The organism is Cytobacillus sp. IB215316, from assembly GCF_033963865.1.
Taxonomy (GTDB): domain Bacteria; phylum Bacillota; class Bacilli; order Bacillales; family SM2101; genus Nanhaiella; species Nanhaiella sioensis.
Map to the genome: position 1 here is coordinate 134,404 of NZ_JAXBMC010000003.1, position 26,155 is coordinate 160,558.

Sequence of the window (26,155 nt, forward strand, 5' to 3'; positions counted from 1 at the left end):
AGATAGGTGATCTAAGCGCTAGCTGTGCTAATTATTCTATACGCCTAAGAATGAACATAATAACTATGATGAATATTATAGATTATAGTTCAACTGTATTTGCCATTTGGATGAGTTTTCAATTGTGAAAGGTATCCCAGAAAATGAAATAGTATAAGATGATTCATATAATGAATTTTACGTAACTCTACAAAAGCAAAATACGTCAAGAAATCTCAAACTGAAAGAGATAGAATTAAACAAGAGAGGAGAGTTAAACTACCAATGGGATATCATTATTCGATTCAGAAAGTGATTGATTATATTGAGTTAAACCTACAAAATGACTTAACACTTGAAGAACTAGCCAATAAAGCTAACTTTTCAATCTATCATTTTCATAGAGTATTCCATACGTTGGTAGGAGCATCGGTAATGGAGTACGTTAGAAAAAGGAGGTTAGTACAAGCGGCTTATCAAATTTCCTGTACAGATATTCGAGTAATTGATGTTGCTTTGGAAAATGGATTTAGGTCTCATGAAACCTTTACACGTTCTTTCAAAAAATTATTTAAAATGACACCTAGCGAATATAGAAAACGACGTATTAAAACACATTTATATCCAAAGGCAAATGTGCTGCAGCGTCGATATAATCCCTACTTAGGTGGAATTGAAATGGATTTTCATATTAATAAAAAACCTGAATATAAAGTGGTTGGTTATGAGCTAAGAACGACGATAGATGATGGAAGGAATTTTAAAGAAATTCCACATTTTTGGAAGGTATATATAGAGCGAAATTTAGGTGCGAAGATAAAAAATTGTATTCATAGTGACAAAATGGTTGAGTTAGGCATTTGTACAGATTTTAATATAGAAACTGGAGAATTTTTATATATAATCGGAGCAGAAGTATATGATTTTGATCAAGTGGAGGAAGGTCAAACTTCTAGAATATTTCCAGAAACAGAGTTTGCTGTTTTTACTACACCAAAAGTAAAACCAGCAGATTTTAGTAAATCAATTCAAGAAACTTGGCGCGTAATATATGAAGAATGGTTCCCACACTCTGGTTATGAACATGCAGGTACTACCGAGTTTAGTGAGAGATGTAATATAAATTCCCAAAATTTATTACAAAATAATATTTATGTTCCTATAAAAAAGGTATCGTTTTAAGTCAATTAATGATACTCAACTACAACTCTAAGTATGTCTTATTTAAATAGGAATTCAATCTGTGGAATAGATCATTGCTACTTATAAAATAATGTTTGGTGTTTTTTGTTATAAAGGAAATAGGAGTATAGATAGTTCATTGCATTGGGATATAGGGGAATATAATTCTATATTATTAGGAGCTGAATTTTATGAATGAAGAATGGTTTGCTGGTTATCGAAGAGTCGAGCTTACTGACGAACAATTAGATGTAACATTTTCAATATTTGTTATGTATCCAACGAGTATTCCTGAAAAAGTGGATAACATTGGACCATATCAATTGAATATTTCAAGTAATGCTAAGCCTCAAGCAGGTGTGTTTAAATTGGTGTTGATATCTCATGGCACCGGTGGTTCACCTTTAGTTTATCGAACGATTGCTTCCTATTTGGCTCGCAAAGGATTTGTTGTAGGAATGATTGAGCACCCATTTAACAATATAAACGACAATACATTAGAAGGTACTGTAGATAACCTAACGATTAGGCCAAAGCATATTTCAATGGTGATCGATTGGTTCTTTAATAATGAAAATTTCTCGAAAATTTTAAAACCAGATTCTGTTTCAGTTATCGGACATTCTATGGGAGGGTACACAGCATTAGCTGCAGCAGGAGGAGTACCAACTTCTTTTCCATATGAATCTTCTGATGGAAAAGTTCATCTTGTTAATGTTACACCTGATTACAGAATTAAATCTTTAATTCTGCTAGCACCAGCTTCAGTCTGGTTTAAAGATAAGGGTGCTTTGGATGACATAAACATCCCTATATTGATGTATGTAGGGGAGAAAGATCAAATTACACCTTCTTTTCATGCAGACATTATATTGAATGGGATACCTGACAGTACAACGATCCTACATAAAATTGTTAAAAATGCAGGACATTTCTCGTTTCTTAGCCCATTTCCAAAAGGAATGACAAATACATCGTTTCTTCCATCACAAGACCCACCTGGATTAAATAGAGAGCAGTTCCATCGTGACTTAAATGAAGAAATTACAGAATTTTTATTTGAAAATCTATAATAAAAATAATGACATTTTTAAAATACACTAAGAATGGTGAATGTACTAGCCCATGGTTATTCATGGTACAAGAATGTTGTAGAGCTAGAATAATAATCGAAAATTGATTGGTTGAACTCATAATCCGTAGGACCTTTTATAAAACATAATAGAGTGGAAAGAACCTGTAGGAAAGGTAGAAAATCCTTTAATGGCCTTGTTATATTTTCTACTGGTTATTTTTCTAGTACTCAACCTCTTCTTGTTCTTTGACTTTCTTAACTAATTTATAATAAACATGATGATCAATAAAGCTTATTATGGAAATAAGAAAAGCATACGGACCTATTACTCTTCTAATAGGAGTGTCTAACACGTACAACACGATTACTGACACGCTACCTATCAATACAACATAATTCAGAATCGACATCCCCCAATATTTACGGTCTGATAACCTCATTAACATTATTATTGTTTTGTTTTCTAACATAAAAACTACTTCCTTCCCAGATTCTCTTGCTATAATTCTACCACTAGTATTTTACATTTAATAAGTTGCTTCAACATGTTTTACTATAAACCTGAAATTAAGAAAAGCGTCTTTTTTATGTCCATATTCTGTAAAAAGGGATTGCTTAAGTACTAAACATTTGAAATAATCGGTGTTAAGTGTTGATTATTGTTTTTCGTTTAAGAAGCAAAACTTACACAACTTGAGTTCGTGGCATCTATTCTTCTGTACAACTATACCTAACAATTTAAAGCCACTTTTTATAGTGCTAATTTGATTACAATAGCAATAATGTTTACGAAATGAGACTTTAATGAATACACTCGGTTGTAAGGGAGATATTTATGATTAAGAGAAAAGAATTTACAGCTAAAGAATATATAGACAGATCTTTAGTATACTTTATTATATCGGGAGTAATGCTTTTAGGAATGCTGTTTACTATATTAATTGAAGGTCTCGACAAAAGTGTCATACCCCTACTTCTTTTGATAATAACATCTTTTATAGGGGGAGTTTCATACAGAAGGAAAGGAAAAAAATAGAGTTAGTAACGTGTATGGCTATATAAACTATTGTCATATCAATTAGTGATAAGAAGGATAAATGTTATCGAATTATCATCAAATCAAGTGTAATTTTACCAAATCAGAATAGCATGTTCTTTGTAGACAAGGGAGGCTGCCAAGTATGAAAATCGTTGTTACGAGTATATTTGTGCAAGATCAAGACAAGGCACTAGATTTTTATTCAGGAAAGCTTGGGTTTGAAAAAAAGGAGGACGTTCCTGCCGGGAAATTTAGGTGGATAACGCTCGTTTCTCCCGATGATCAGGACGGGACAGAGCTTTTACTCGAACCGAATGACCATCCTGCCGCTAAAGAGTATCAAGAGAAGATATTTGCCGATGGCATCCCAGCAACAATGTTTGGTGTTACAGATATTCAAAGAGAGTACAAACGATTAATGGAAAAAGGTGTGAAGTTTTCTATGGAGCCGACAGCCATGGGTGAAGTCACAATAGCTATCTTCAATGATACATGTGGCAACCTCATTCAGTTAGTGCAGAAGTAACTTATTACTAACGAAATGATCTATTGTGAAATTTGTTGCTATCATTCCATATAGCTGTCATTTTACTAAAGAAAATATGGCAGAAAATCTAGTTGTTTTCGTGTTTATTTATCCGTACGAAAACAACCCCTTCATCAATACGGAGCCTTTCTCGAAGAAAGGCTTCTTTTTCATTGATAGGGGTATTAATTATTATTTTAGGAATCAGAAACACTAGTGTTTAAAATAATCTTTATCGAGTAAAGAACTGAACCACTATATTTGTAAACGTAATGTGTATGTTGTTACGGAAATCTTCACTAAGGTTGAGGTACAATATCTTTTGTTAGGTAAGCATCAAACGTAACCCCAAGATTTTCACCAACTGTAAATGGAGTTAGATTAATTTTAAAATACCCACTAGCACCTATTTCAATATTGAAACCAACCATGGTCGTTGAAGACTGCATGTCTAGTTGTGCTACGCCATCACTATTACTAAATTGTTGATCCTTTTGTACTTGGTTTCTTACGAGACGTACATCTGCACCTTCTAAAGGCTTTCTTTGTGCCAACAAATCATCTACGGTTTTAATTCTATTTGGCGCACTTAATGAGTAAACTGTGATTTTGGTAGTGTTAGTTTGATTAAGTATTAAATCAAGGTTCGGTGGCACTGAGATAATAGGTGTTGTGAAGTTCAGTGTAACCGTAACACCTTCCATATCATTCGTAGCAAAGCTAGTTCCACTAGGGGGATGAAATGTGGGAAAAGTAGTTACTGTATTCACACTTTGACCGAGACCGTTGGCAGTAGCTCGTCCAAATCCGTTGGAATCTGTAGTTAATGAATTTATCGAAACCGAAGGGTTATCTGTCGTAGTCACCACTTGAACGCCTTGAAGAGGCATAAGGTTGCCCTTATTATCTTTTCCAAAAGTATAGACTTGTAGAGCATCTGACATAATTTCACCTCATTTCTTTTAAAATTGTACAAATATTAATGAAGATATTTCACCTAATAATGATAATTTAAGAATATTAAACGATGTAATAAATATTACAACTGAGACTCTGGATATATTCTAAAAAACTAGTAAAATGACCTGGATCGATAGAATGGGTAAATGGTGAAATATAATATTGTGAGTGATGTAATAAATTCTACTCTTCAACAGTATATGTTGGCTTAGCTTTCTCGTTCGGGAAAATCGGTAATTATCTCATAGAACATAAATTTTTGCTTGAAAATATGAAAGATAATACAATTATCTTTGGCAAATTAGGTATAACCTGAAATGAAAATGATTTAGGTTACAAGGAGCTGAAAATAGATCTTTTTGTTTGTGAAAAAGGAAAGAGCTGACTATCAAAATATTAGATTTACATAAATGTAAAAATTTGATAATATATCCAGAGGAAAATAATAGGAGGATGGTAATGATGTCAAAGGGACTTATTGGAAAAATCCTCATACTTTTAGGATGGATCATAATTGGGATAAAGGCTGTATATTATCAAGAAGACGTATTCCGTTATATTTTTATTGGGGCTGCAATAGTGATGTTTATTATGGGAAGTATACTTATTCCAACTTACTCAAATAAAAATGAAGATATATAAACGAAGTTAAATAGTTGTTTAAAATATAACAACCGCAGGTGAGTACAGGATGAACAGAAGGAGGAAAGTCTAATAGAGAAGCAGCTTTTTTTATGACTATTATTTTCTTTGACTAGAATGATGTCATAATTTATTATTAAGCAGATATTTCCAACTCTTAATATATTGAAAGGAGAAATTTTATGGTTAGCATTGGGAGTTTGTTAGCTTTTGCATTGGTTTCACTTGGTATTGTATGTTCTCCGGGTCCTAACATGATTTATCTTATTTCTCGTTCTATTACTCAAGGACGAATTGCAGGAATCATCTCTCTTTTAGGTGTTATGCTTGGATTTGTGATTTACTTAGTTGCGACATTACTCGGACTTGCTTCATTATTTAGTGCAGTTCCCTTTATTTATGAATTCGTAAAATGGGCAGGTGTTGCTTACCTACTGTGGCTTGCTTGGAATTCATTTAATGCTAAGACTTCAATTTTAACCCCGCAAACCCTTTCTATTGAGTCGCCAAGAAAATTGTTTCTAATGGGATTCATGACTAATTTACTAAATCCTAAAATTGCAATTTTGTATGTATCTTTACTTCCTCAATTTCAAGATCCAGCACAAGGTTCATTACTTCTCCAAGGTGCTACTCTAGGTCTTACGCAACTTATAATTAGTTTTATCGTTAATCTGCTCATTGTTTTAACAGCTAGTAAAATAGCTGTATGGTTTTCAACACGTCCTACATGGCAAAAGGTTCAACGGTGGTTTATGGGTAGTGTGTTGACTGGTTTAGCAGGACACCTAGCTTTTGAACGAGTAGGTAAATAAATAGTTGTTATTAAACAATAAGCACTTTTATGTAACAAATCAGAAAAGTGTTTATTTGCGAATATGGCAAAATACCAACATTCACCCATTACTATTAAGCTTTCAACTGTAAGAGAAGTGAGGGTATTGTAATTTAGTTCTTATTGTGTGGGTATTCATTTACATATCACTGCCTGGTATTTTAATTAAAAATAGACAAATAATGTTCTATTCATATGTGATAGTTTGATAACTAATATTTAATATAAAAGACTAAAAAGGAGGAAGTTGTAATGCACTCAAAATTGTACTTTGCTGTACCCCTGTATATGGAGAAAAACTCAGATGTAGCAATCCCTATATCTTATGATTACTGGATACCTCTAATTACATACTTTTCAACACAAAGTAATACGGTTGAAATACATTGTTGGAATGTGGAAAAGAAAACTATAAAGGAATTGGTGTCAATAAAAGGTACTAATATAAAACACGTACTAGACGAGATCACCATTTTACAAACTGAATTACATCCTCGTATGGTAAACTATCTGTTATCCGATTACTTGGATAACATGGGGAGAGTGAAATGGTTTTCTCTCTTTTTTTATAAAGATGAAACTAAATGCTTTAATTCAGGTCATTGGGGAACAGAATTTTTTGTTCATAGAACAAACAAAGACGAAGTCCATAAACTCCGTACCATTATGCCAAATGATACTATTTTTCATGAACACATTTAGAAGATTTGTGGATTAAACCACTTTATACTGACTCTACATAAACTAAGTGTTTCAGTGTAGTAACTAAACTAACTAGGAATTATAGTGTATAGATTATAAATAATCAAAGCCTAGTGAGTGGATTGGGAGTTGGAATTTATGCATGAGATCGTAGTGAATATTATTTCGTAAACTATTGCGAACGTTCATTATATCTTTTGGGAAAGTGTATAAAAGCGGTTTTCTGAAAAAATCTATTATGGATTATCTTTAACAAAATGATGATAATGAATTTTTTGAAGTATCGTTGTAAAAAAAATTGTGTTAATATTTAGTTGCCTAAATATTATGAAAAATAATGAGGCAATATTTTTTTAAAGGAGGTAGATATGATGACTAACAAAAAATATGACGTAAACAATACTACGGGGGATACGTCTAATTAACTAATATAGCGGTTCCCCAAATTTGAAAGGGGAAAATCACTTGAATCAAGTATTATTAATTATTGATGCTCAACAAGAACTAATTGATGGGAATCAAGAAGAAAGTGCGGTTTTTAATAAAAAGCAACTTATTAACAATATTAATTTAGTTATAGAAAAAACAAAAATATCCGGAGTTCCAGTAGTCTTTGTAAGGGATCAGGATGTTGCTGAAGGTAAAGGAAAAGGGTTTCAAATTCACGATGATATAAATGTACCTTCAAATGCAAAGATTTTCGATAAAGCTGCTACGAATGCATTTCATGGGACAGGACTTTTAAATCATTTAAGGTCTCAAGAAATTGAGCATGTTGTTATTATGGGCTGTGCAACACAGCACTGTATAGATAGTGCTGTAAGAACAGCAACTATTAGTGGTTTGGATGTCACATTAGTCGGTGACGGACATTCAACAACGGATAGTGATGTTTTAAGAGCAGAAGATATTATAAATCACCATAATAAAACTCTCCATGGCCATTACAATGTTGAACACTTTTCAATGGTTAGAAATGCTGAAGAAGACTTATTTCAACCAACACATGATTCATACAGATAAATAAAAAATTGCAACACACATGTGTAATAATTATGATATAAACTTATAACAAATGCTCATTTGAATCAAAGTTTGTACCATTTTGAATAAAATAACGTATACATCCACATAAAAAGAGCCCTTTTGATCAAGCTTTATCAAAAGGGGTTCTTTTTGTTATTTTGAGACGAAATGATTATTGAGTTGATTAGTTTTTAAAGTAAATGTTATTCCACAAGTATGGTACTTGAATCGGATATACGAGTTTTAACAACTTTACTATTATATTTTTAATGCTGTAAAGCAGTTTATATGTAAGTAATTATACTAACCTCGTAAATGAATTTAGACGAGGTTAATAATTGTATCGGAGGAATGAAATTTAACAACTAACGTCATTCAATAATATGAGTATTCATTAAGGAACACTACACGTATCAATTCGTTCATGTAGGAGAATCTCACTAATATTGCAGGTGCAGTTCATACCTTTTAAACGCTTAAGAGGAGACGTTTAAAAGGTATGAACATGTGAAAAGAAAATACTATTTATTCAAGTCGTAACATATCAAGTACTTTGGAAATGTGTTGCGATGTATATATATCAGCTCCACCTAGTCGATCAATCCATCTAGGAAGAAGATCGTCATTAGCTACTTTAATTACTTCATTATAATAAACATCCATGACATACCAAGGGTTCTCAAAACCAACTCTTTGACCAATTTCAAATTGACTTACCTCTTGCATAGCAAGTTTAGTAGTTTCAATTATATCTTCGATGTATTCTATTTGAGTTTCTACATCCTCACGTGTGCCTAAGCGAGTAACGTGACCAGAAACTAAAGTGTCAAAGTCATATTCTAATATTTTATAATGCGCATCTATCCACCCTGGAATATTATCAGAAAGAGCTAAATATCGAAACGGTACCCAGCCTGGGAAAACGATATCCACAGCCATTAAAACTTTTTGGTCTGGTACAGAAATAAATATGTTTCCTTCTTGATGATTATCTCCAATGTAATCTAACTGAAGCTTTTTATCTCCAATTGATAACACTTTTTTATCGCCTTTAAAAGTTTGTGTAGGGATAGGGCGGTTAGGGTCTTGTCTTTCTTCTAATATGTTTGCTGTTTCTTCATGCGCAATAATCTTTACATCATCAGGGAACATAGATGCAGCGCCAATATGATCTTGGTGTGCATGACTATAAATGACATATTTTATCGGTTCATCCGTTACTTCTTTGATCGCTGCTAAATACTTTTCTCCCAATGTAGTTGGGGCATCCACTGCTATAACTCCTTTTCCAGTTGTCATAAACATCGTACTGAAAATACCATCCATTACAGCATAAATTCCATCTCCTATTTCCTCGACTAGATACCCTTTATCCATAGGGATCATAGCTCCTTTTGCATTATCAGGAAGTGGGGCTGGATATAACTCACTATCTTCATTTTCTGAACTTTCATCTTGAATTAATTTTTCATTGTTGTCATTAAATCCAGCTGCAAAAGAGCTTCCGATTATACCAAACATTAACAAAAGTGAGAGTAAAGCAACTAAATAATTTTTTTTCATAATTTACAGCACCTTTCTGTAGTTAAATTTATATTGATAACTGGCCAGTTAAACAATAAAAAATATTATTTATCCTAATTATATATAATCTAATATTATTTATTCTAATAATATTTATCTCAAAACTAGGATAATTTATATATTAGATGATGATTAACACTTTGTCAATATTTAAGTATAGGGGCTTATATGTAGGCGATACGTGTATTAGTAAGAAGAATTTCTTGTAGATTGGCTCATAACGATAAAATATTTTAGGGCACGTAGGCTGATTTAGTAAAAAATCAAGATTTTATTCGTGAAAGCTTCTTTATTGGCGACTACACAAATTGTTAAATAAATAATTGAACTAGCTTCCAGAACTCTAGTTGTGTACATATTTTATTTCTTAATAAGAAACACAACAATCAATGGGAAAACAGTCATCTTAAATAGCTTCTCTGAAAGAAAAATTTTATTTCACAAAGCGTTATTACAAATGATTAGAAGTATTCGCTTTCAATAAAATGGTGTTAAGCTGAAATAAGACAAGGGTCTTTGTTATTTTAGTGAAATATTTGGTAACAAAAGGTTGCCTAAGTACTAAACATTTGAAATAATTGGTCTTAAGTTAGAGGGCAGAGTTTAGATATAAAGGATGTTTTAAAGAGTGAAGTTATAATTATACAAACCTATTACTAGTAGAGAGGTAAATATATGAAGAAGGTTCTCGACTTTATTAAGAACATGTTTTTAGATGTGTTTGCGTCAGTCAGTGGATTTATTTATGGATTCATAGTAGTAAGTTTAGCTATTGTTGTTACTGCAGCAATAATTTATTTGTTTCTATTCACAAAGAATTTAATTATGTAAAGGTTACATAAACAGACTGTTTCTGCTGTTTCTGCAATAATGTTGAAGATAAGTGTATAACTGAACAAATATAAACTAGAAGGTTGAAAAAATGAAAATATATGAAACTGAACGTTTAGTTTTAAGACAAATAGATAAAACCTTCGTCGAGGAAGTACTTGCCTATTATCAAAGAAATAAGAACTTCTTAGCAGAGTGGGAGGCACAAAGACCTGCTGATTTTTATACTCTAGAGGTTCAAGAAAATAATATAACAAAAGACCTCGAATCTTATAATGAGGGAAATTCTTTTAAGTTGTGGATATTTAAAAAAGCAGATCAAGACTATGCTAGAGTTATAGGCTGTATTTCTTTTAGTGTAATTGTTCGTGGGATAATGCAGTCTTGTATTCTTGGCTACAAAATAGATAAAGATGAAATAAATCAAGGGTTTATTACTGAAGCTTTAGAAAAGGCCATTAAAGTGGTGTTCGAAGACTTTTGCTTACATCGTATTGAAGCACCTATTATCCCAAGGAATAAAGGGTCAATTCAAGTAGTAAAGAAATTAGGCTTTGAATATGAAGGTTTGTCTCGAAAAATGATGAAAGTAAATGGTGTATGGGAAGATCACATGCGATGGGCAGTAGTAAACGAATAACGGGAAATTCTGATTGGGTCAAAAGAGGTTTGCAAGCTAAGTAATCTGCAAAATGGCTCAAAAGAATTGAACAACAATGGACTGTTGATCAGTCCATTTTTTTGATCTTTAATCAATTATAAGGAAGGGTTGAATAAGAAAAAACAATTGGCCCCTATAACAAATATTAAATTGGTGTAATATTGTAATTAGAGAAAATTCTAGGAGATTTATGATGACGGCAGATTTTTATTGCGATGAGGTATTAAGTGGAAAAACTCTAGTGAATAAAGTATTGGAAACTAATAGTTCTAGCTTATTATCATACAAGGCCTTTCTATCCTATACATATTGTAGCCATACCCAAAAGACACATCTCTTCTTTAATTACATTTGAAGAAGATGATAATGAGTTATTACTTGAAATGTTCGATGTAATAAAACAGATTGCTTCGAAAGTTACTGAGGAACATGGTGCTTGCAGAGTAATGACTAACCTAGGAGATTACCAAGATTCTAAGCACCTTCATTGGCACATAACATCTGGAGATCCTATAAAATAGAGTACGCTGAAATGGATAAATACGGGCTAAGGTATAGTAAACACAAGTAATTTATTGATGCATTGAAAACATAATAGAAATGATATCTATCAACATTCAAATAAAAAACTATGCTTCTGAAATATATAAGCATAGTTTTTTTATTTCTATATATAAGTCCAAGCTATTCTCTCATTAATGAATATTATGAACTATAAAGGTTGTGGGAGGTGTATAAATGGCCAAAGGAAAAGTACGAACTACTGGTGTCTTGTACCGAGAAGTCGGTGCTGATAATGGACATACTGAAATTCTAAATCGTGGTGAAGAGGAATGTACAATTAGAGCTACAGCATTTGATTGGGAAGAATTAGATAATCCAATAATAATTAATGAAGAGATCATAATCATTCCTCCAGGAACTCGTAGAACATTTGATTTTGATATGACTCGACACGCTGAACTCGTGATCGAAACCGAGAATAAATGTAAATGTATGTGTGTATTTGCAAACCTGTATTTTCGTGACAAAGATAACTGTACGGTAGGTACACCTGTATATAACAATGATTTCGTAGAAGTACCATGTGATTGTTACTGATCAGGAAGTTATTATTAATAATCTTATAAATAGGCTCTTTTCGTAAAAATTGCAATTGACCTGCTACGAATACTTGGTTTTTACGTATTTAGTTCTTAGTACGAAAAGCAAGAAAACAGCCTATAAATATGTAAACTCTCTCTGTTTCCTCGTGAAGAGAGGAAACAGGGAGAGAGTGTGATAATTTTATGATGTATTTTATATTAGGTATATCATTATAGTTTTAAGCTTGTATTTATGTGATAGGTCAAATAAATCATATTTAAGAAACTCATAATTAGTGAGTAAGAAAGTTCCATTTCTTCATATGTAAAAAAATGAAACTGTTAATATTTTGTATAATCAGGTTAGGATTCTTCTAACACCTATGGGAGTGGCAGTTACACAGCTATCTACTATTGTAAAGAAATAATTACCTACACAACAGCTATCCATCCCATCACCATTACATATAATTTCTATTTGAGTTACATTTTTAAATACGAAGCTTCTACTATTCCCTCGCCCTATAGAATCTGGGTTACATGGTCTCCCAATACTAAAAGGGATGTCGTTTCCATTTGAGGTAACAACTACATTGACTCCACAATCAGATTCAGGAGCTACTTCGATACTTCCATTCAAAGTTGGTGCAATCCCTTCATTTATAAAGAAAACCGTCTCCTGCTGCCCGCAAGACAAATTAAAATTACCAAAGAATTCTCCAGCTGAAACGGGACAATTACAGCATGCAGCACTTGTCTCTTTGGTGACACTTTTTCCACAACATGGTGTAGTCTTATATGTGCTCATTTTGTCAACTCTATTCTATACTTGATTTTATGAAACATTATATGCCTTAATATAGAGGGTTGTGTGAGAAATGAGCATAAAAACCATAGATGGTGCGTGATTGATGAAGTATACACCCCGATAGTTTATGACAAAAACCTACTAGATTAGTGTAATTTGAAAGTGTGTTAGTGAGCAAAATAAAGTAGAGTGTCCTAAATTGACATCAAAATAAGTTTGAATTATAATTGTTATTAAAGACCTTTTAAGTCTGTAATTATTGTTAAAGTGAGGTTGGAAAATGAAATTTTCAAAAGCAACAAGTCACGCTTTGCATACGATGTTATACTTAGCCACCATAAATGCTAATAAACCTGTTGGAGTACAAGTTCTTGCCGAAAAATTAAATGTTTCACCGACATATTTATCAAAAATATTAACGAAACTTGTTAAAGAGGGCATGGTTACTTCTGCGTCAGGTGCTAATGGAGGATATTCATTGTCTCATGGGTGGGAATCAATTTCATTTCTCGATATAATTGATGCAATTGAAGGAAGATCTTCATTATTTGATTGTTATGATCATGGACCTGAATGTCCGATACAAAAAGTCATGTTAAGTTCAGAAGAAAAAATGGAAGAAGAATTAAGAAAGCGTAAAATTTCTGACTTAATTAAATAAAGGTTTTTATTATATACTTTGTTGCTATTGTTTATAAAAGAAGAATTGATGTCGTAATTCTCAACAGTCATCGATTTATAGAAGAAAGTCAGGAAAACTTGTTTTATGCGTGTTTATATTGTTGTACAAAAACAACATTCAATACGAAAGTAGCTTAAATAAAACAACAGTCAACGTTGTTTTATAATCTAATTAAGGATATAAAATGTCTTTAATGTCATTGAATATAAATGGGAGGAGTGATCATAATTGGAAAGCGACTTATTTAATCAAAAAACTTGGGAGTCTGCTTGGGAAAATGATCGTAATACAAATGTAAAAATAATGCAAAGATTGGGGCAGATGGAATCTTATAATACAGAAGGCTTCAGAAAATGGGCTAAGTCTTATAACGAAATGTCGTTCAGTGATGAAGGTAGACAACGAAGCAATAGAATTTTAACATGGATTGAACAACAAGGTGTTAGCTTTGAGGGGATATCTGTGTTAGACATAGGAGCAGCATCTGGTGTGTTTAGCATCTCTATGGCAAGAAAAGGAGCAGAGGTTACAGCTATCGAACCTTCTTCAGACTTAGCTACTATGTTAGCGGAACATGCAAAAAAACATTCTGTTCAAGTAAATATCATTCAAAAGCCGTTTGAGGATTTTGTGGAAGACAATAATAAACAATCCTTTGATCTCGTCTTTTCATCTATGTGTCCGGCTATAAGCAATTGGAATATAGTTGAAAAAGCACTTGGGTTTGCGAAGAAATATTGTTATATAAGTGGGATGTCTAGTAGAAAAGAAAATCATGTAATGGATGAACTATTACCAATTATAGGTGTAGATTCGCAAGGAATTGGTTCCTCTGATATGGCATATCTTTTACAACTACTTTTTCTAAAAGGTTACTCTTATCAATCTTTAATTGAAAGACATGTGAAAATTGTGGACATAGATATCGAAAACGTCGTAACTAAATTAACAGAATGGTTTGTTGAATACGGAATCCCTTTAGAAGATAAGCTACTAAAAAAATCCGAAGAATATTTACGTGAAACATATACAGGTAAAATCCCTTTAAGAATGGGAGGAAGATTTGGAAAGGTACTTGTTCAACTTTAACTTAATTACGGATATAAAAGGTCTTTAATAATTGTTATAAAAATAAAAACAGAAAAGGATGAGTAAAAATGAATATTTTTGATTGTATTGTTATCGGTGGAGGAGCTGCTGGGTTAAGTACTAGTTTAACTTTAGGAAGGGCAAGAAGAAATATTGGTTTGTTTGATGATGGAACCAATAGGAATAGAGTCACTCAAGAATCACATGGGTTTATAACTAGAGACGGAACGAAACCACATGAATTTAGAGAAATAGGGTTAAAAGAATTAGAGAAGTATTCTGCAATATCTTACTTTAATACAAAGATTACGGAGATAATTAAAGATAATGGAAAATTTATTGTTAGGACCGAAGACGATAAAGAATTTATTGCGGAAAAAATCGTCTTAGCCACTGGTGTTCAAGAAGTATTTCCTATACCATCTGTTAGAGGTTATTATGGTAAAAGCATTTTTAGTTGCCCATATTGTGATGGCTGGGAGATGAGAGAAAAGCCACTCGTTATTATTGCAGAAGATGAAGAATATATGCTTCATATGACAAAATTAGTTTACAACTGGTCTAAGGATTTAGTTCTGGTAACAAATGGCGTTGAAATAAGTGAAGGTGGAGCCTTAGAACTGCAAAAGCGCCATATACCAATAAAGATGGAGCCAGTTAAAAAATTAATAGGTGCTGATGGGCATTTACATGAAATAGAATTTGAATCAGGAGAAACGATAGCAAGATCAGGAGGGTTTGTTGTACCTAGGTTTTATCGCCCCATTTCATTTGTTGAACAGCTAGGTTGTGAAATAGACGGAAATGGAGTTGTTGTAACAGATGGAATGGGAAGGACAACTCAAAAAAACATTTATATAGCTGGGGAAACTGAAAAATTGGTCCCTTCATCACTATTGATTTCGGCAGCAGAAGGAAATAAAGCTGCGATCGCTGTAAATACTGATTTAACTGTAGAACGTTTTTGAATATTTTAGAAAAATACAGTCGAAGTAAAAAGACTGCTCTCCCTTCTAGTTATTATAACAGGCACTTTTCTAATAACAATATCGTTTTATTCAGCATTCATCGTTTTATAGAAGAAAAGATGGTACCAAATCAAATTTATAAATGTTTATTAGTTCGCAAAAACAGCCTTATTTAAACGATAGGGGTGTTTTTGCTTTTCTATATAATTGGGCTAAATAAACTTAGAGTAGTAATGGATAAAAGCTGTTGGTTCGGTTTAGGTGATGTACCCCTTAACCATTATGGGGGTGAAAATTTGTGTTTGATGGAGCAAATGAAGGAGGATCATTTCAGTCATAAGGATGAGAGAAAAACAAATCTTTTGCTCGGTTTCAGAAAATGGGTATCAGCCTATACTTAAAGTATCAAAACTTAAGGGTGATAACATTGTTAAAAGGTATATTGAAACGCAAACGAAAAAATTCATCTAATGTAGATATATTTAAAGAAATTGAAGAAAGAAAGCAGGAGCTTTTAATGAAATATTACGTAAATATTTAATTATAAAAAGCAGCCCCACATACTTAGTAGGGCTGTTTTTTGAGTCAATATGTTGATTGACTTTTAAAACTTATACCAAATGAACCTTGATAACAGCTAATATTGAAGATGCAGATAAGCTACTAAAAGTTGTACGAGGGGAAAGGGCTAAATACAACTTAGCCATATATGTACCTCCCTGTTCCGTTCATGAAAGGAGGGTGATCAGGGAGGTTGGCAGAAGGATCTTATAAATTATAGTATGCCATTTATGTATAACGAGCGTGTATTTATGTACTAGGTAATTTTCATTAATTTTTGCTTTTTTGACTTTTTCCGCACTTTAAACAGTGCTTATTTAGCGATTATATCTTCCATAAAATAGCGCAGTTCTGTAATAAATCAGAAATGTGCTTTTTTTCGTTATGTGGGAGATTTTTTTGATAGGCAAATAGAATAACAAAATATTATGTTATTGTTAAATAGATGAAATTTTATATATTTTTGGCAGGAGGAATGACTAAATGAATACAACACAACAAAACAGCACTGCTTGGGATAAGAAAGTAGAAGAAGGTTCTAGCTACACTAAATCTGTTAGCAGTGAAACGATAGAAAGAAGTAGAAATGATGAATGGGAGATCACAGTGACAACTGAAAAACCTGTCCCTAGAAACTGGTTTCCTTATTCGTTAAAGGGCCTAAAAATACTTTGTCTTGCTTCTGGTGGGGGACAACAAGCTCCAATTCTTGCTGCAGCAGGCGCAGATGTAACAGTAACCGATATATCTAATAAGCAGTTAGACCAAGATGAAAAAGTTGCTAAACGTGAAGGTTTAACGTTGAAAGCAATACAAGGAGATATGGTTGATCTTAGCGATTTTGAAGATGAATCTTTTGATATGATTATCAACCCTGTTTCAAATTTATTCGTAAAAGATGTACATCCTGTATGGAGTGAAGCATCTCGAGTATTGAAGGATAGAGGAATCTTGATAACTGGATTTACTAATCCTCTATTATGGATTTTTGATGACACTCAAGAAAGAAAAGGAATCTTAGATGTGAAACATGCTATACCTTCATCTACTCTAGATCATTTACCTGAGGATGAGGTTCAAGATTATCTCAATTCACATCAAACGATAGAATATGCGCATACTTTGGAAGACCAAATTCAAGGTCAAATAGATGCTGGCTTTGTCATTGCAGGTTTTTATGAAGACGATTTCGGTGGAACAAGAATTTTAGATAAGTATATTAAAACTTTTATTGCTACGAGGGCGTTAAAGCTAAAAGTGTAATGGATAGACAATAAGATTACCCTATCTTCAAACCGTGTAAAAGTTATTAGATTTCGTGGCATCTTTTCTTCTGAATATCTTTATATCCTATTTAAGAAAAGAGCTTTTTCATTATAGGGTAGGTATTGAATATTTGAAATAATTGGTATTAAGATAAAGGGCAGGATTGCTTAAATAATAGAAATGGTGGTTGAAATGATAACATTTGAAACGAATGACATAAGTAAATGGCAGATTGAACTTGAGATTATGAATTCAAATTCAAATTATAACCTTATGTCTAAAAATAAAAACACAATTTATTTTGAAGATATACAGTCAGAGTATGAAGAGTCTAAAAAGTTGAATACCACACGCCTTTTAATTAAAAAGAATAAAAGTTACATAGGCTTAGTAGATTACTGTCTTAATAACTCATCAGATAATACACCTTGGATAAGCTTGTTTGTCATTCATAAACAGTATCAAAGTGCAGGTAATTCGCTTGTAGCATATGAGCATATAGAAAACCTTATTAGACAGGAGCAAAAAGAAAAGTTACGTTTGGCAGTTCATAAAGAAAATAGTAGAGGGATAGATTTTTGGAGTAAATTAGGCTTCAAAAAATATAAAGAAGTAATTTTTGAGGATAAGCCTCATCTCTGTTTAGAGAAAAACTTCTAAAGTCTTTTTCCATAAACGTGGACAATTGCTGAACATAGTAGCTGCTATACGGTTAATCTAAGGGAGTACAGAATGAACTTAGAGTCTTTTCATTCAAGGATTTGGGGAGGTTTTCTAATGGAAATAAGAGAATACGAATCTAGTGATTTAGCACAATTCGCAAGTTTAATGGATGATTTAGGCTACCCTGCATCAATCGATGATATGAAAGTAAGAATGGAACGTATTGAATCCAATCCAAATTACTACACCTTTGTTGCAGAAAAGGAAAAATCTCTAGTTGGGATGATTGGAATTACGGTTCATACAACATACACAAGTAACGAAGCAAAGATCCAAATAACCTCGCTCGTTACGAAAAGACAATATCGCGGTCAAGGTATTGCAAAATCTTTGGTTAAATTTGTAGAAGACTGGTCAATGAGAAGAGGCTCTAATTTTATCTATCTTTTAAGTGGGAAAAGTGAGAAGAGAGTAAAAGCGCACGAACTATATAAATTTCTTGGTTATGAAATAACGGGCTATAGGTTTGTAAAGCATTTGTAACGTTGACCTCTTGCAATCTATCTCATTTTTTCAAAAAGATAACAATGAGATTTTATTAAGGTATTCTGAGCAAATCAACAAATTGTTACAGCGTAGATTAAAACAATTTCATATGAATTAAGGGAGATTAATTATGATTATTCGGAAACTAAATATAAATGAAGAACCTCCGATGGAATTGTTGTTATTGGCTGACCCTTCAAGAGATATTGTCAATGATTATGTAAATAGGGGAGAATGTTATGTAGCCGAAAGTGAACAGCAAGTTATTGGAGTGTATGTACTACTTCCAACAAGACCTGAGACAGTTGAGTTGGTGAATGTTGGAGTTGTAGAAAAGCTACATGGTACAGGTATAGGGAAGCAATTGGTGATGGATGCAATACAGATAGCAAAAGCAAAATGTTATAAAACGATTGAAATTGGAACTGGAAATTCAAGTATTGGTCAATTGGCTCTATATCAAAAATGTGGTTTTAGAATTATTGGTGTTGATTTGGACTTTTTTATTAAACATTATAAAGAAGAAATTTTTGAGAACGGTATACAGTGTAGAGATATGATTCGATTATCTCAAGATTTATAAGCTTAAAAAGAAAGGCCTTTGTTCCACAAAATCGTACCGTTTATGAAATAGCACGTGTCTTTATTCATTGTAAAGGCTAATGTTGTTATACAACAATTTGTGTCGGAGTCAAATTCAGATTGTATGAATTTATCAAATTGCCCCTGATGATAATACTAGACAGAAATAGGAGAAAGAAATGAATGTTAAAGAAGATATTTAGTTCATATAATACGTTTCTGTTTTCATTATTAGTATCGAGGGTTGGAGATGCTTTATATACTTTTGCTATTCCTTGGATTTCATATGAGTTAACACAATCAGCTTTAATAATGGGTACAATTTATGCAATCAGTGTTCTGCCAATTTTATTGTTTGGACCTATTGTTGGTGTTTTAGTTGATAAATGGGATCGTAAAAATTTAATGTTATTGGCAGATGTTTTACGAGCAGTTTTAATTTCTCTTATCCCGTTATTCCATTTTATGAATATTTTACAAATATGGCATCTATATGTTATCTCTTTTGCATTAACTATTTTAAGCTTGTTATTTGATGTAACTATTATTACTGTTATACCGAATATTATAAAGCAATCAACAGGTAAAAAATTAACAACAGCGAACGCAGCATTTCAGCTAGTTAATCAATTAGCTGATATCATTGGTCCTATTCTAGCGGGTTTTTTAATTGCAATTATAGGTGGATTTAATATTCTTTGGATCGATGTAATTTCATTCTGTCTCACATTTCTAGCAATATTGAAACTACCCAACTTAGGGAAAAACAGTGGAGAAACTAACATTAGAAGTATATATAAGGACATGAAAGAAGGATTAATGTGGTTATTAAAAGATCGACTGAATTTAAGCTTTTCACTTCAGGCGATGGTCGGTAACCTAGGGTATAGTACTGTTTATGCTGTTCTCATGTTTTATTTACTTTCATCATTACAATTGGATGAGAACCAAATAAGTCTAAATTATGCATTGTTAGGTACTGGTGGTGTGTTAGGAAGCTTTATAGTTGTACCTTTGGAACGTGTGTTACGTAGAGGAATCCTTATTCCTATGCTTTTATTAATTGGTACCATTGGTTTTGCTTATGCAATAGTTAGTGATTTTTGGCTTGCACCTGGAATATCTTTAGGTTTAGTTGCTACGTGTAATGTAGCTTGGAATACATTAGTTATGACCGTACGACAAGAGAGTGTCCCTAAATTAATGTTAGGGAGAGTACTAAGTTTCTCAAGAGTATTTACCCGCTTAGCTATGCCTTTAGGAGCACTATTAGGTGTATATGTAGCCGACCATTTTCATCCTGGAGGAGTTTTTATCGTTGCAGGAATTGCAAAAGGAATAGAGGTAGTCATTGCATTATTATCTCCAATTCGTAGGTTATAAACTAATAAACTGGTACATAAAAAGTGAGGTAGAACAAAGTTACTAGTATCTAAAAAAATAATATCCTTTCATTTGAAGATTTCATACTAATATTGGAAACATAGAGGGCTATATATGCATACATATATTTACATGGTAAGACACGGGGAGTCACCAAAGGATGGGAATGAAAGAACAAGAGGATTAACGGAAAAAGGTAAATTAGATTCTTGTCGAATAACGGAATTATTACAGGGAGAGGGGATCGGGGTTTTCGTTTCAAGTCCATATCAACGGGCAATTTTAACGATAGAGGAATTAGCTCAGCGTTCGGGACAAAAAGTAATAGTATTTGAAGATCTTAAAGAAAGGATCTTCATTAATGGAAACGAGAGAATATCTGATGAGGAATTATTCCCTCTATTGAATAAGTCATACTCAAATCCTGATTTTGCTTTACCGGGAGGGGAATCTAATTCACTTTGTCAACATCGAGCTATAAAGGTCTTGAATAAATTATTGAAAGAGTACAAAGGACAAAAAATAGCATTAGGTACTCATGGAGCAGTAATGGCTTTGATGATGGAGTATTATGACGATAAGTACGATTTGAATTTTTTGTTAAATACCTCTAAACCAGATGTATACAAAATGGAATTTAATGATCAAACATTAGTAGATGTAACAAGATTATGGAGTACATAGAATCCCATTAAGATGGAGTAGGTTGGTATGTACAAACCCTAGCTTACATATTGTCTGTGTTCTACCTTTCTTAACAGAATAAAAGAATTACTTGTTGACTAGCAACTCTCTATTTGAATATACATACTTTGATAAGATTAATGTATACATAATAATGTAGGAAAGGAGTAATTTGATGTGAAAATAGGACAATTTGCGAATGAAAATAACATAAGCATTGATACGATAAGACATTATATGGATATGGGATTGATTACACCTGAAAAAACTACAGGTCAATATCAATTTGGTGAGAGATGTCAAGAGGACTTAAAAGATATAATTTACTTAAAAAATTTAGGATTCAAATTAAGTGAAATTAAAACTATATATCAATATAGAAGGATCGGTAAACTTTCATCACTTCAATATAATCAATATTATAAAAGGTTATTCGAAGAAAAATTTGTTGAGATTGATAATAAAATAATTGAATATGAAAAAATCAAAAGTAATTTACAAGCTGAAATTGACCATTTTGATACTACAAAGAACCAGGTAATAAAGCAAATGGGTATGAAGTTATCCGCAGTATCGTTATTGGAATGTAAAGAATGCCAACAAGAAATAAATATAATTGACGGAGATATACAGAACAATCAAATCTTAAACGGTGTACTACAATGTAACTGTAATGAACAATACCTAATAAAGGATGGTATTTTATTTACTTCCACTACAATCAAAGATTCTTACAAACTTCGAGATCAAAAAAAAGTAATTAATGAATTTAGTGATTTTATGTATGATTACATAAAGGAAACAGATGAACAGTTTATAGATAACGTATATAAATCTCTAGATTGGTCTTATAGTAGGGTCGACTTCGAACAGCTTCAATATAAAAATATTTTACATCTGGGAACTGGAATAGGAACTTCCTTAAGGTATATATATGAATCACTACCACAGGATTGTTTATATATAGCATTAGAGCCAAATTATAAAAAGATGCAGGTTCTAAAGAGCATCCTTGAATCCTATGAAACTCAAAAGAATATACTATTTATATGCTCTGACTTTTTAAATATACCAATTAAACAACATTCGATCGATTTTTTAATTGATACTGGTACATCAACATATAGTCTTAACCACGAGGAGTTTTTACTTCAAAAGGTGCAGGGGTATTTAAAAGAACATAGTCATTTAATGGGAAGCTATGTATGTTACGAAAATTTTCATATAAACAATAACATTAACAGAGAGTTCCGAAAGAACTTTCAGTTGGAAGTGATTAAAGAAAAAATAGAAAGTCTGAATTTTGAACGGAAAGAAGAAACGACTTTTACTTACATTGAAAGCCATCCTGGAAGGTATGAGTTAAACATTTTAAAAGGAGAAAAAACATATAACTATCTGTACATAGGTAAAAGATTGGGTTAACCCGATCTTTTTTTTGTATTTTAACATAAATAAATGAATTTCTTATATTGATGTGGGGTTCTCTCCACCTTTTATAATAGTTAATGATCATGATCAACAATTAAGAAAATGGAGGATTAGAAATGGATATCTTTGAATTATTAATTATTATCTTATTGTTAATTAGTATTATTGGTGTAGTGATTTACCACTTTAAGAATAAACTTATTAAATATGTATTAGTTGTCATGTCAGTTATTTTGGTGTGTGTAAATTATTTAAATGGGGGTTTTAAGTGGTGGACCTTTTCAATATATATATCATTATTTTTTGTAGTTAGCATACTAAGTTATTTATTTCCCAAAATAAAATTACCAAAACCTACAGGTGAGTATAATGTCGGTAAAATTATTGAACACTACGTTGATCAATCTAGAGAAGAAGTTTTTACGAAAAAATCTGGTGACTATAGAGAATTAATTATTCAAATGTGGTATCCAACAGATATGAAAATTACAAAAAACAATCAGGCACCATATCATCCAAACAGCTCTTACTTTATTGAAGAAATATCAAAGTTCTTAAATATTCCAAGATTTTTATTGAATAGTGTCGATAAAATAGAAACAAATTCAATCAAGGGAGCTAGAGTTTCAAATAAAAAAAATAAATATCCAGTACTTCTAGTTTCTCATGCACATGGTTCTTCAACATCATTGAACTCTTTTCAAATAGAAGAGCTTGTAAGTCATGGTTATATAGTTGTTGGTATTGAACATTCATATATTAGTTCAGGAATTATATTAAATTCTGGTCCAATAGAAAGCCAGTATTCTAGCTCTTGGGAAGCAATAGAGGATAGTGTATATACACTATCAAAAGATGCATCTTTTATACTAGATCAAATCGAAATAATTAATCATGATCACAAGATTTTGAAAGGGAAGTTTGATTTGGATCATGTAGGTTATTTTGGTCATTCATCAGGTGGTGCTTCAGTTGCTAATACACTTGCATTAGATGATCGATTTAAAGCTGGTATAAATATGGATGGATACCCTTTGGGAAATGCACATGAAATTGGCGTGGAAGAACCATTTATGTACATGAGGGCAATAGGGAAAAACTACTTGAACATGAGAAAAAATCTAATAGCTATGGGATTAGATAAGAAAAAAGCAGATAATATAGTAACTGATCGTGGAAAAAGAATGAAAGATATTCCTCGTGGAGAAGGGTTTGTACTTGAAGTCAATAGTGCTGAACACTTTGATTTTTCTGACGTTCCTCTATGGAGTCCGGTATTTTCTATGGTTGGATTTACAGGGAAAATTAAACCTAAAAAAGCTCATAGAATAATAAATGCATATACATTAGCATTTTTTGATACTTATCTTAAAGGAACAAAAGATACACTTTTAACCAACGATGACACTTCATATAAAGAAGCAAAATTGCATAAAACTTTTAATGATTCGTAATATATCTATCTATCACGGTTAGCCGTCATAAATTTAATGCAGAATATAATAATTGACTAATCATTTACTCAATCACGTAATGGAGCTACAAATTGGTGATGTTGGAGTATAGGTGATGATTCAATTTTAAAAGGTTTGTAGTACAATTTACAAAGAAAATAAGTTTAGTATGTCAGTTGATTATGGAAGATGTATTAATGAACCGAATTATCTTCTGAAAAAAATTATTCCGCTTTATCCCTCTAGATATTGTTATCTAAAGGGGTATTTCTATGTCTAAAAGAAGAACATCTACAATTATGAGTGCATGCAAAATGGTTAGGCTCCCTGGTTATTTACTTACCATGACAATAGTTTGCTTTTTATCGTTCAATTGCTTCATTCGTTATGATGAGCGTTCCTATCCCAATTCCACACACCTTAATAGACGTTTTTAATGGTATATCTGTTGCTGCCACTACAATAGCTCCAGCTAATATCATTTTCTTAACTGACAAAGCTATTATGCGCGTCTCGTGTTCGGTTAATTTTGTACTTCATATCATTCCTTCCTATTTTAAATAGTTGATAATATTCCACCTTCTACCCTAATAGCTGACCCAGTAATAGCAGATGCTTGTTTAGATGATAAATATAGAGCCATTCCAGCGACTTCTTCCATCTCGACAAATCTTTGAATAACAGATGTGGGATTATTCTTTTTTAGTATTTCTAACTTAATATCTTCAATGTCTCTTGAGGTATTAACAGCTCTTTTAGTTAAGAAGTGATTTAGTTCGTTCGTTAATGTTGGTCCAGGAAGTATTGAATTAGCTGTTATGTTATAACCTGACACAAATTCCGCTATTCCTTTTGTAAAATTAACAACAGCAGCTTTTGTCATGGAATACGGTAATAATTTTGGGTAAGGCTTTAATGCAGCTTCACTTGATATATTTATAACTCTACCGAAGTTTCTTTCTATCATATTTGGTAAGAATGCTTGGGTTAAGTAAAACATACTGAAGACATTTAATTCGAATATATCTTTTAAATCTTTAGCGCTAGTATTAAAGAAATGATGGGATGTGCATAAAGCCGCATTATTAATTAAAATATCAATTGGGCCTATTTGAGTAACTCTATCAACTAGTTCATTAACTCCATCTGAGGTAGATATGTCAGCCACTACACTATCTACTTCATGATATTGAGAAAGTTCTCTAATTGTTTGCTTCATCGCTTTTTCTTGGCGGCCATTAATAATAACGTTTGCTCCTTCTTTAACAAACGCTTTAGCAATTTCCTTCCCAATACCTGAAGTTGAACCAGTAACTAACACTCTTTTATTTTCTAATTTTAAGTTCAATAAAACCTACCCCTTTTCATTTCAAAAATAATTGAATTATTATTATTATTATTTCAAATTAATTTGAAATGTCAATAGAATTATTGTATCTTTATGTTATGAATAATTATCAAAATTTAATAAACACAATTAAAGCTCTTCAAGATCCTATTCGTATTAAAATCATTGAAATTTTGCATTCTGAATATGAAAGGAGAGAATTTTTATCTGATAAAAGTGAAGCATTAAATGGTTTTTGTCCAATGGATATAGCAAAAATATTGAAAGAAGAAGGCTTTAATGTCTCAAATACTAAGTTGTCTTATCACTTAAAAGAGCTTAAAGAAAATAATCTTATATACTTAGCTAGGGATGGGAAACGGTTGTTTTATGTACTAAAAGCGGAAGGTTTTGAAATATTAGCGAATTGGCTTGAAAATATCAATGTACCTCCTTCAGTTAGCAATCCATAAATTAAAGTGCTTTTAGGCAATCGAAATTCTTCGTTGCCTTCTTTATTTTCAGTAATAAGTAAAAAAATTGATATAACATTTGGTTACTAGAGTTTATTAATAGAGGTGGTG

Annotated in this window: 28 protein-coding genes and 1 pseudogene; 24 read left to right on the forward strand and 5 right to left on the reverse strand. The window is 32.1% G+C overall.

The window, feature by feature from the left end; genetic code table 11:
* Window positions 1-264: 264 nt before the first annotated feature.
* A complete protein-coding gene (locus SLH48_RS07690; RefSeq protein ID WP_320257674.1) occupies window positions 265-1,161 on the forward strand; it encodes an AraC family transcriptional regulator in 897 nt (298 codons plus the stop codon).
* A 191-nt stretch (window positions 1,162-1,352) separates the two neighbouring features.
* Window positions 1,353-2,234: an alpha/beta hydrolase family protein gene (locus SLH48_RS07695; RefSeq protein WP_320257675.1), complete on the forward strand. Its 882-nt coding sequence runs from the start codon at window positions 1,353-1,355 to the stop codon at window positions 2,232-2,234.
* Between the two features lie 223 nt (window positions 2,235-2,457).
* Here SLH48_RS07695 and SLH48_RS07700 read toward each other — a convergent pair whose 3' ends face one another.
* Entirely contained in the window at window positions 2,458-2,706 is a 249-nt protein-coding gene (locus SLH48_RS07700) for a hypothetical protein (protein ID WP_320257676.1), read from the reverse strand.
* A 365-nt stretch (window positions 2,707-3,071) separates the two neighbouring features.
* On the opposite strand from SLH48_RS07700, the gene SLH48_RS07705 reads away from it, so the two are divergent.
* Window positions 3,072-3,272, forward strand: coding sequence for a hypothetical protein (locus SLH48_RS07705; protein ID WP_320257677.1), 201 nt, complete (start codon window positions 3,072-3,074; stop codon window positions 3,270-3,272).
* 145 nt (window positions 3,273-3,417) lie between these two features.
* Window positions 3,418-3,801 carry a VOC family protein gene (locus tag SLH48_RS07710; protein ID WP_320257678.1) on the forward strand — a complete coding sequence of 128 codons (384 nt, stop codon included), beginning with the start codon at window positions 3,418-3,420 and terminating at the stop codon, window positions 3,799-3,801.
* 299 nt (window positions 3,802-4,100) lie between these two features.
* Here SLH48_RS07710 and SLH48_RS07715 read toward each other — a convergent pair whose 3' ends face one another.
* Window positions 4,101-4,745, reverse strand: a complete 645-nt coding sequence (locus SLH48_RS07715; RefSeq protein ID WP_214483672.1) for a hypothetical protein — start codon at window positions 4,743-4,745, stop codon at window positions 4,101-4,103.
* A 478-nt stretch (window positions 4,746-5,223) separates the two neighbouring features.
* On the opposite strand from SLH48_RS07715, the gene SLH48_RS07720 reads away from it, so the two are divergent.
* The 4 genes from SLH48_RS07720 to SLH48_RS07735 all read left to right on the forward strand — a co-directional run bounded on the left by SLH48_RS07720 (window position 5,224) and on the right by SLH48_RS07735 (window position 7,963).
* Entirely contained in the window at window positions 5,224-5,403 is a 180-nt protein-coding gene (locus SLH48_RS07720; protein ID WP_320257679.1) for a hypothetical protein, read from the forward strand.
* Window positions 5,404-5,585: 182 nt separating this feature from the next.
* Window positions 5,586-6,218 (forward strand): LysE family translocator, encoded by a 633-nt coding sequence (locus SLH48_RS07725; RefSeq protein ID WP_320257680.1) that lies wholly within the window; start codon window positions 5,586-5,588, stop codon window positions 6,216-6,218.
* Window positions 6,219-6,490: 272 nt separating this feature from the next.
* Complete coding sequence (locus tag SLH48_RS07730; RefSeq protein ID WP_320257681.1) at window positions 6,491-6,940, forward strand: hypothetical protein; 450 nt, start codon at window positions 6,491-6,493, stop codon at window positions 6,938-6,940.
* A 465-nt stretch (window positions 6,941-7,405) separates the two neighbouring features.
* On the forward strand, window positions 7,406-7,963 hold the full coding sequence (locus SLH48_RS07735) for an isochorismatase family protein (RefSeq protein WP_320257682.1): 558 nt from the start codon (window positions 7,406-7,408) through the stop codon (window positions 7,961-7,963).
* Window positions 7,964-8,491: 528 nt separating this feature from the next.
* Here SLH48_RS07735 and SLH48_RS07740 read toward each other — a convergent pair.
* On the reverse strand, window positions 8,492-9,529 hold the full coding sequence (locus tag SLH48_RS07740; protein WP_320257683.1) for an MBL fold metallo-hydrolase: 1,038 nt from the start codon (window positions 9,527-9,529) through the stop codon (window positions 8,492-8,494).
* Window positions 9,530-10,225: 696 nt separating this feature from the next.
* On the opposite strand from SLH48_RS07740, the gene SLH48_RS07745 reads away from it, so the two are divergent.
* The 4 genes and pseudogenes from SLH48_RS07745 (at window position 10,226) to SLH48_RS07760 (ending at window position 12,143) form a co-directional block, all read left to right on the forward strand.
* Complete coding sequence (locus SLH48_RS07745) at window positions 10,226-10,381, forward strand: hypothetical protein (RefSeq protein ID WP_320257684.1); 156 nt, start codon at window positions 10,226-10,228, stop codon at window positions 10,379-10,381.
* Between the two features lie 91 nt (window positions 10,382-10,472).
* Complete coding sequence (locus SLH48_RS07750) at window positions 10,473-11,021, forward strand: GNAT family protein (protein ID WP_320257685.1); 549 nt, start codon at window positions 10,473-10,475, stop codon at window positions 11,019-11,021.
* A 211-nt stretch (window positions 11,022-11,232) separates the two neighbouring features.
* Window positions 11,233-11,563, forward strand: a pseudogene (locus SLH48_RS07755) (HIT domain-containing protein).
* A 217-nt stretch (window positions 11,564-11,780) separates the two neighbouring features.
* Entirely contained in the window at window positions 11,781-12,143 is a 363-nt protein-coding gene (locus tag SLH48_RS07760; RefSeq protein WP_320257686.1) for a hypothetical protein, read from the forward strand.
* 342 nt (window positions 12,144-12,485) lie between these two features.
* On the opposite strand, the gene SLH48_RS07765 is transcribed toward SLH48_RS07760, so the two are convergent.
* Window positions 12,486-12,935, reverse strand: a complete 450-nt coding sequence (locus SLH48_RS07765) for an S-Ena type endospore appendage (RefSeq protein ID WP_320257687.1) — start codon at window positions 12,933-12,935, stop codon at window positions 12,486-12,488.
* A gap of 280 nt (window positions 12,936-13,215) precedes the next feature.
* Between SLH48_RS07765 and SLH48_RS07770 the strand changes: the two genes are divergently transcribed.
* The 11 genes from SLH48_RS07770 to SLH48_RS07820 all read left to right on the forward strand — a co-directional run bounded on the left by SLH48_RS07770 (window position 13,216) and on the right by SLH48_RS07820 (window position 24,244).
* The gene (locus SLH48_RS07770; RefSeq protein WP_214483682.1) at window positions 13,216-13,596 is read left to right on the forward strand and encodes an RrF2 family transcriptional regulator; all 381 of its coding nucleotides are present in this window, start codon (window positions 13,216-13,218) and stop codon (window positions 13,594-13,596) included.
* Between the two features lie 249 nt (window positions 13,597-13,845).
* A complete protein-coding gene (locus SLH48_RS07775; protein ID WP_320257688.1) occupies window positions 13,846-14,706 on the forward strand; it encodes a class I SAM-dependent methyltransferase in 861 nt (286 codons plus the stop codon).
* Between the two features lie 68 nt (window positions 14,707-14,774).
* The gene (locus SLH48_RS07780; protein ID WP_320257689.1) at window positions 14,775-15,674 is read left to right on the forward strand and encodes an NAD(P)/FAD-dependent oxidoreductase; all 900 of its coding nucleotides are present in this window, start codon (window positions 14,775-14,777) and stop codon (window positions 15,672-15,674) included.
* Window positions 15,675-16,718: 1,044 nt separating this feature from the next.
* A complete protein-coding gene (locus SLH48_RS07785) occupies window positions 16,719-17,498 on the forward strand; it encodes a class I SAM-dependent methyltransferase (RefSeq protein ID WP_320257690.1) in 780 nt (259 codons plus the stop codon).
* Between the two features lie 195 nt (window positions 17,499-17,693).
* Window positions 17,694-18,161, forward strand: a complete 468-nt coding sequence (locus SLH48_RS07790) for a GNAT family N-acetyltransferase (RefSeq protein WP_320257691.1) — start codon at window positions 17,694-17,696, stop codon at window positions 18,159-18,161.
* Between the two features lie 117 nt (window positions 18,162-18,278).
* Window positions 18,279-18,707 carry a GNAT family N-acetyltransferase gene (locus SLH48_RS07795; RefSeq protein WP_320257692.1) on the forward strand — a complete coding sequence of 143 codons (429 nt, stop codon included), beginning with the start codon at window positions 18,279-18,281 and terminating at the stop codon, window positions 18,705-18,707.
* 133 nt (window positions 18,708-18,840) lie between these two features.
* Window positions 18,841-19,293, forward strand: coding sequence for a GNAT family N-acetyltransferase (locus SLH48_RS07800; RefSeq protein WP_320257693.1), 453 nt, complete (start codon window positions 18,841-18,843; stop codon window positions 19,291-19,293).
* Window positions 19,294-19,475: 182 nt separating this feature from the next.
* Window positions 19,476-20,675: an MFS transporter gene (locus tag SLH48_RS07805; protein WP_320257694.1), complete on the forward strand. Its 1,200-nt coding sequence runs from the start codon at window positions 19,476-19,478 to the stop codon at window positions 20,673-20,675.
* A 114-nt stretch (window positions 20,676-20,789) separates the two neighbouring features.
* Window positions 20,790-21,359, forward strand: coding sequence for a histidine phosphatase family protein (locus SLH48_RS07810; RefSeq protein ID WP_320257695.1), 570 nt, complete (start codon window positions 20,790-20,792; stop codon window positions 21,357-21,359).
* Window positions 21,360-21,536: 177 nt separating this feature from the next.
* Window positions 21,537-22,784 (forward strand): MerR family transcriptional regulator, encoded by a 1,248-nt coding sequence (locus SLH48_RS07815; RefSeq protein WP_320257696.1) that lies wholly within the window; start codon window positions 21,537-21,539, stop codon window positions 22,782-22,784.
* 122 nt (window positions 22,785-22,906) lie between these two features.
* Window positions 22,907-24,244, forward strand: coding sequence for a hypothetical protein (locus SLH48_RS07820; protein WP_320257697.1), 1,338 nt, complete (start codon window positions 22,907-22,909; stop codon window positions 24,242-24,244).
* Window positions 24,245-24,800: 556 nt separating this feature from the next.
* Here the strand turns inward: SLH48_RS07820 and SLH48_RS07825 are convergent.
* A complete protein-coding gene (locus SLH48_RS07825) occupies window positions 24,801-25,592 on the reverse strand; it encodes an SDR family oxidoreductase (RefSeq protein WP_320257698.1) in 792 nt (263 codons plus the stop codon).
* Window positions 25,593-25,690: 98 nt separating this feature from the next.
* Between SLH48_RS07825 and SLH48_RS07830 the strand changes: the two genes are divergently transcribed.
* Entirely contained in the window at window positions 25,691-26,044 is a 354-nt protein-coding gene (locus SLH48_RS07830) for a hypothetical protein (protein ID WP_320257699.1), read from the forward strand.
* The last annotated feature ends 111 nt before the right edge of the window (window positions 26,045-26,155 follow it).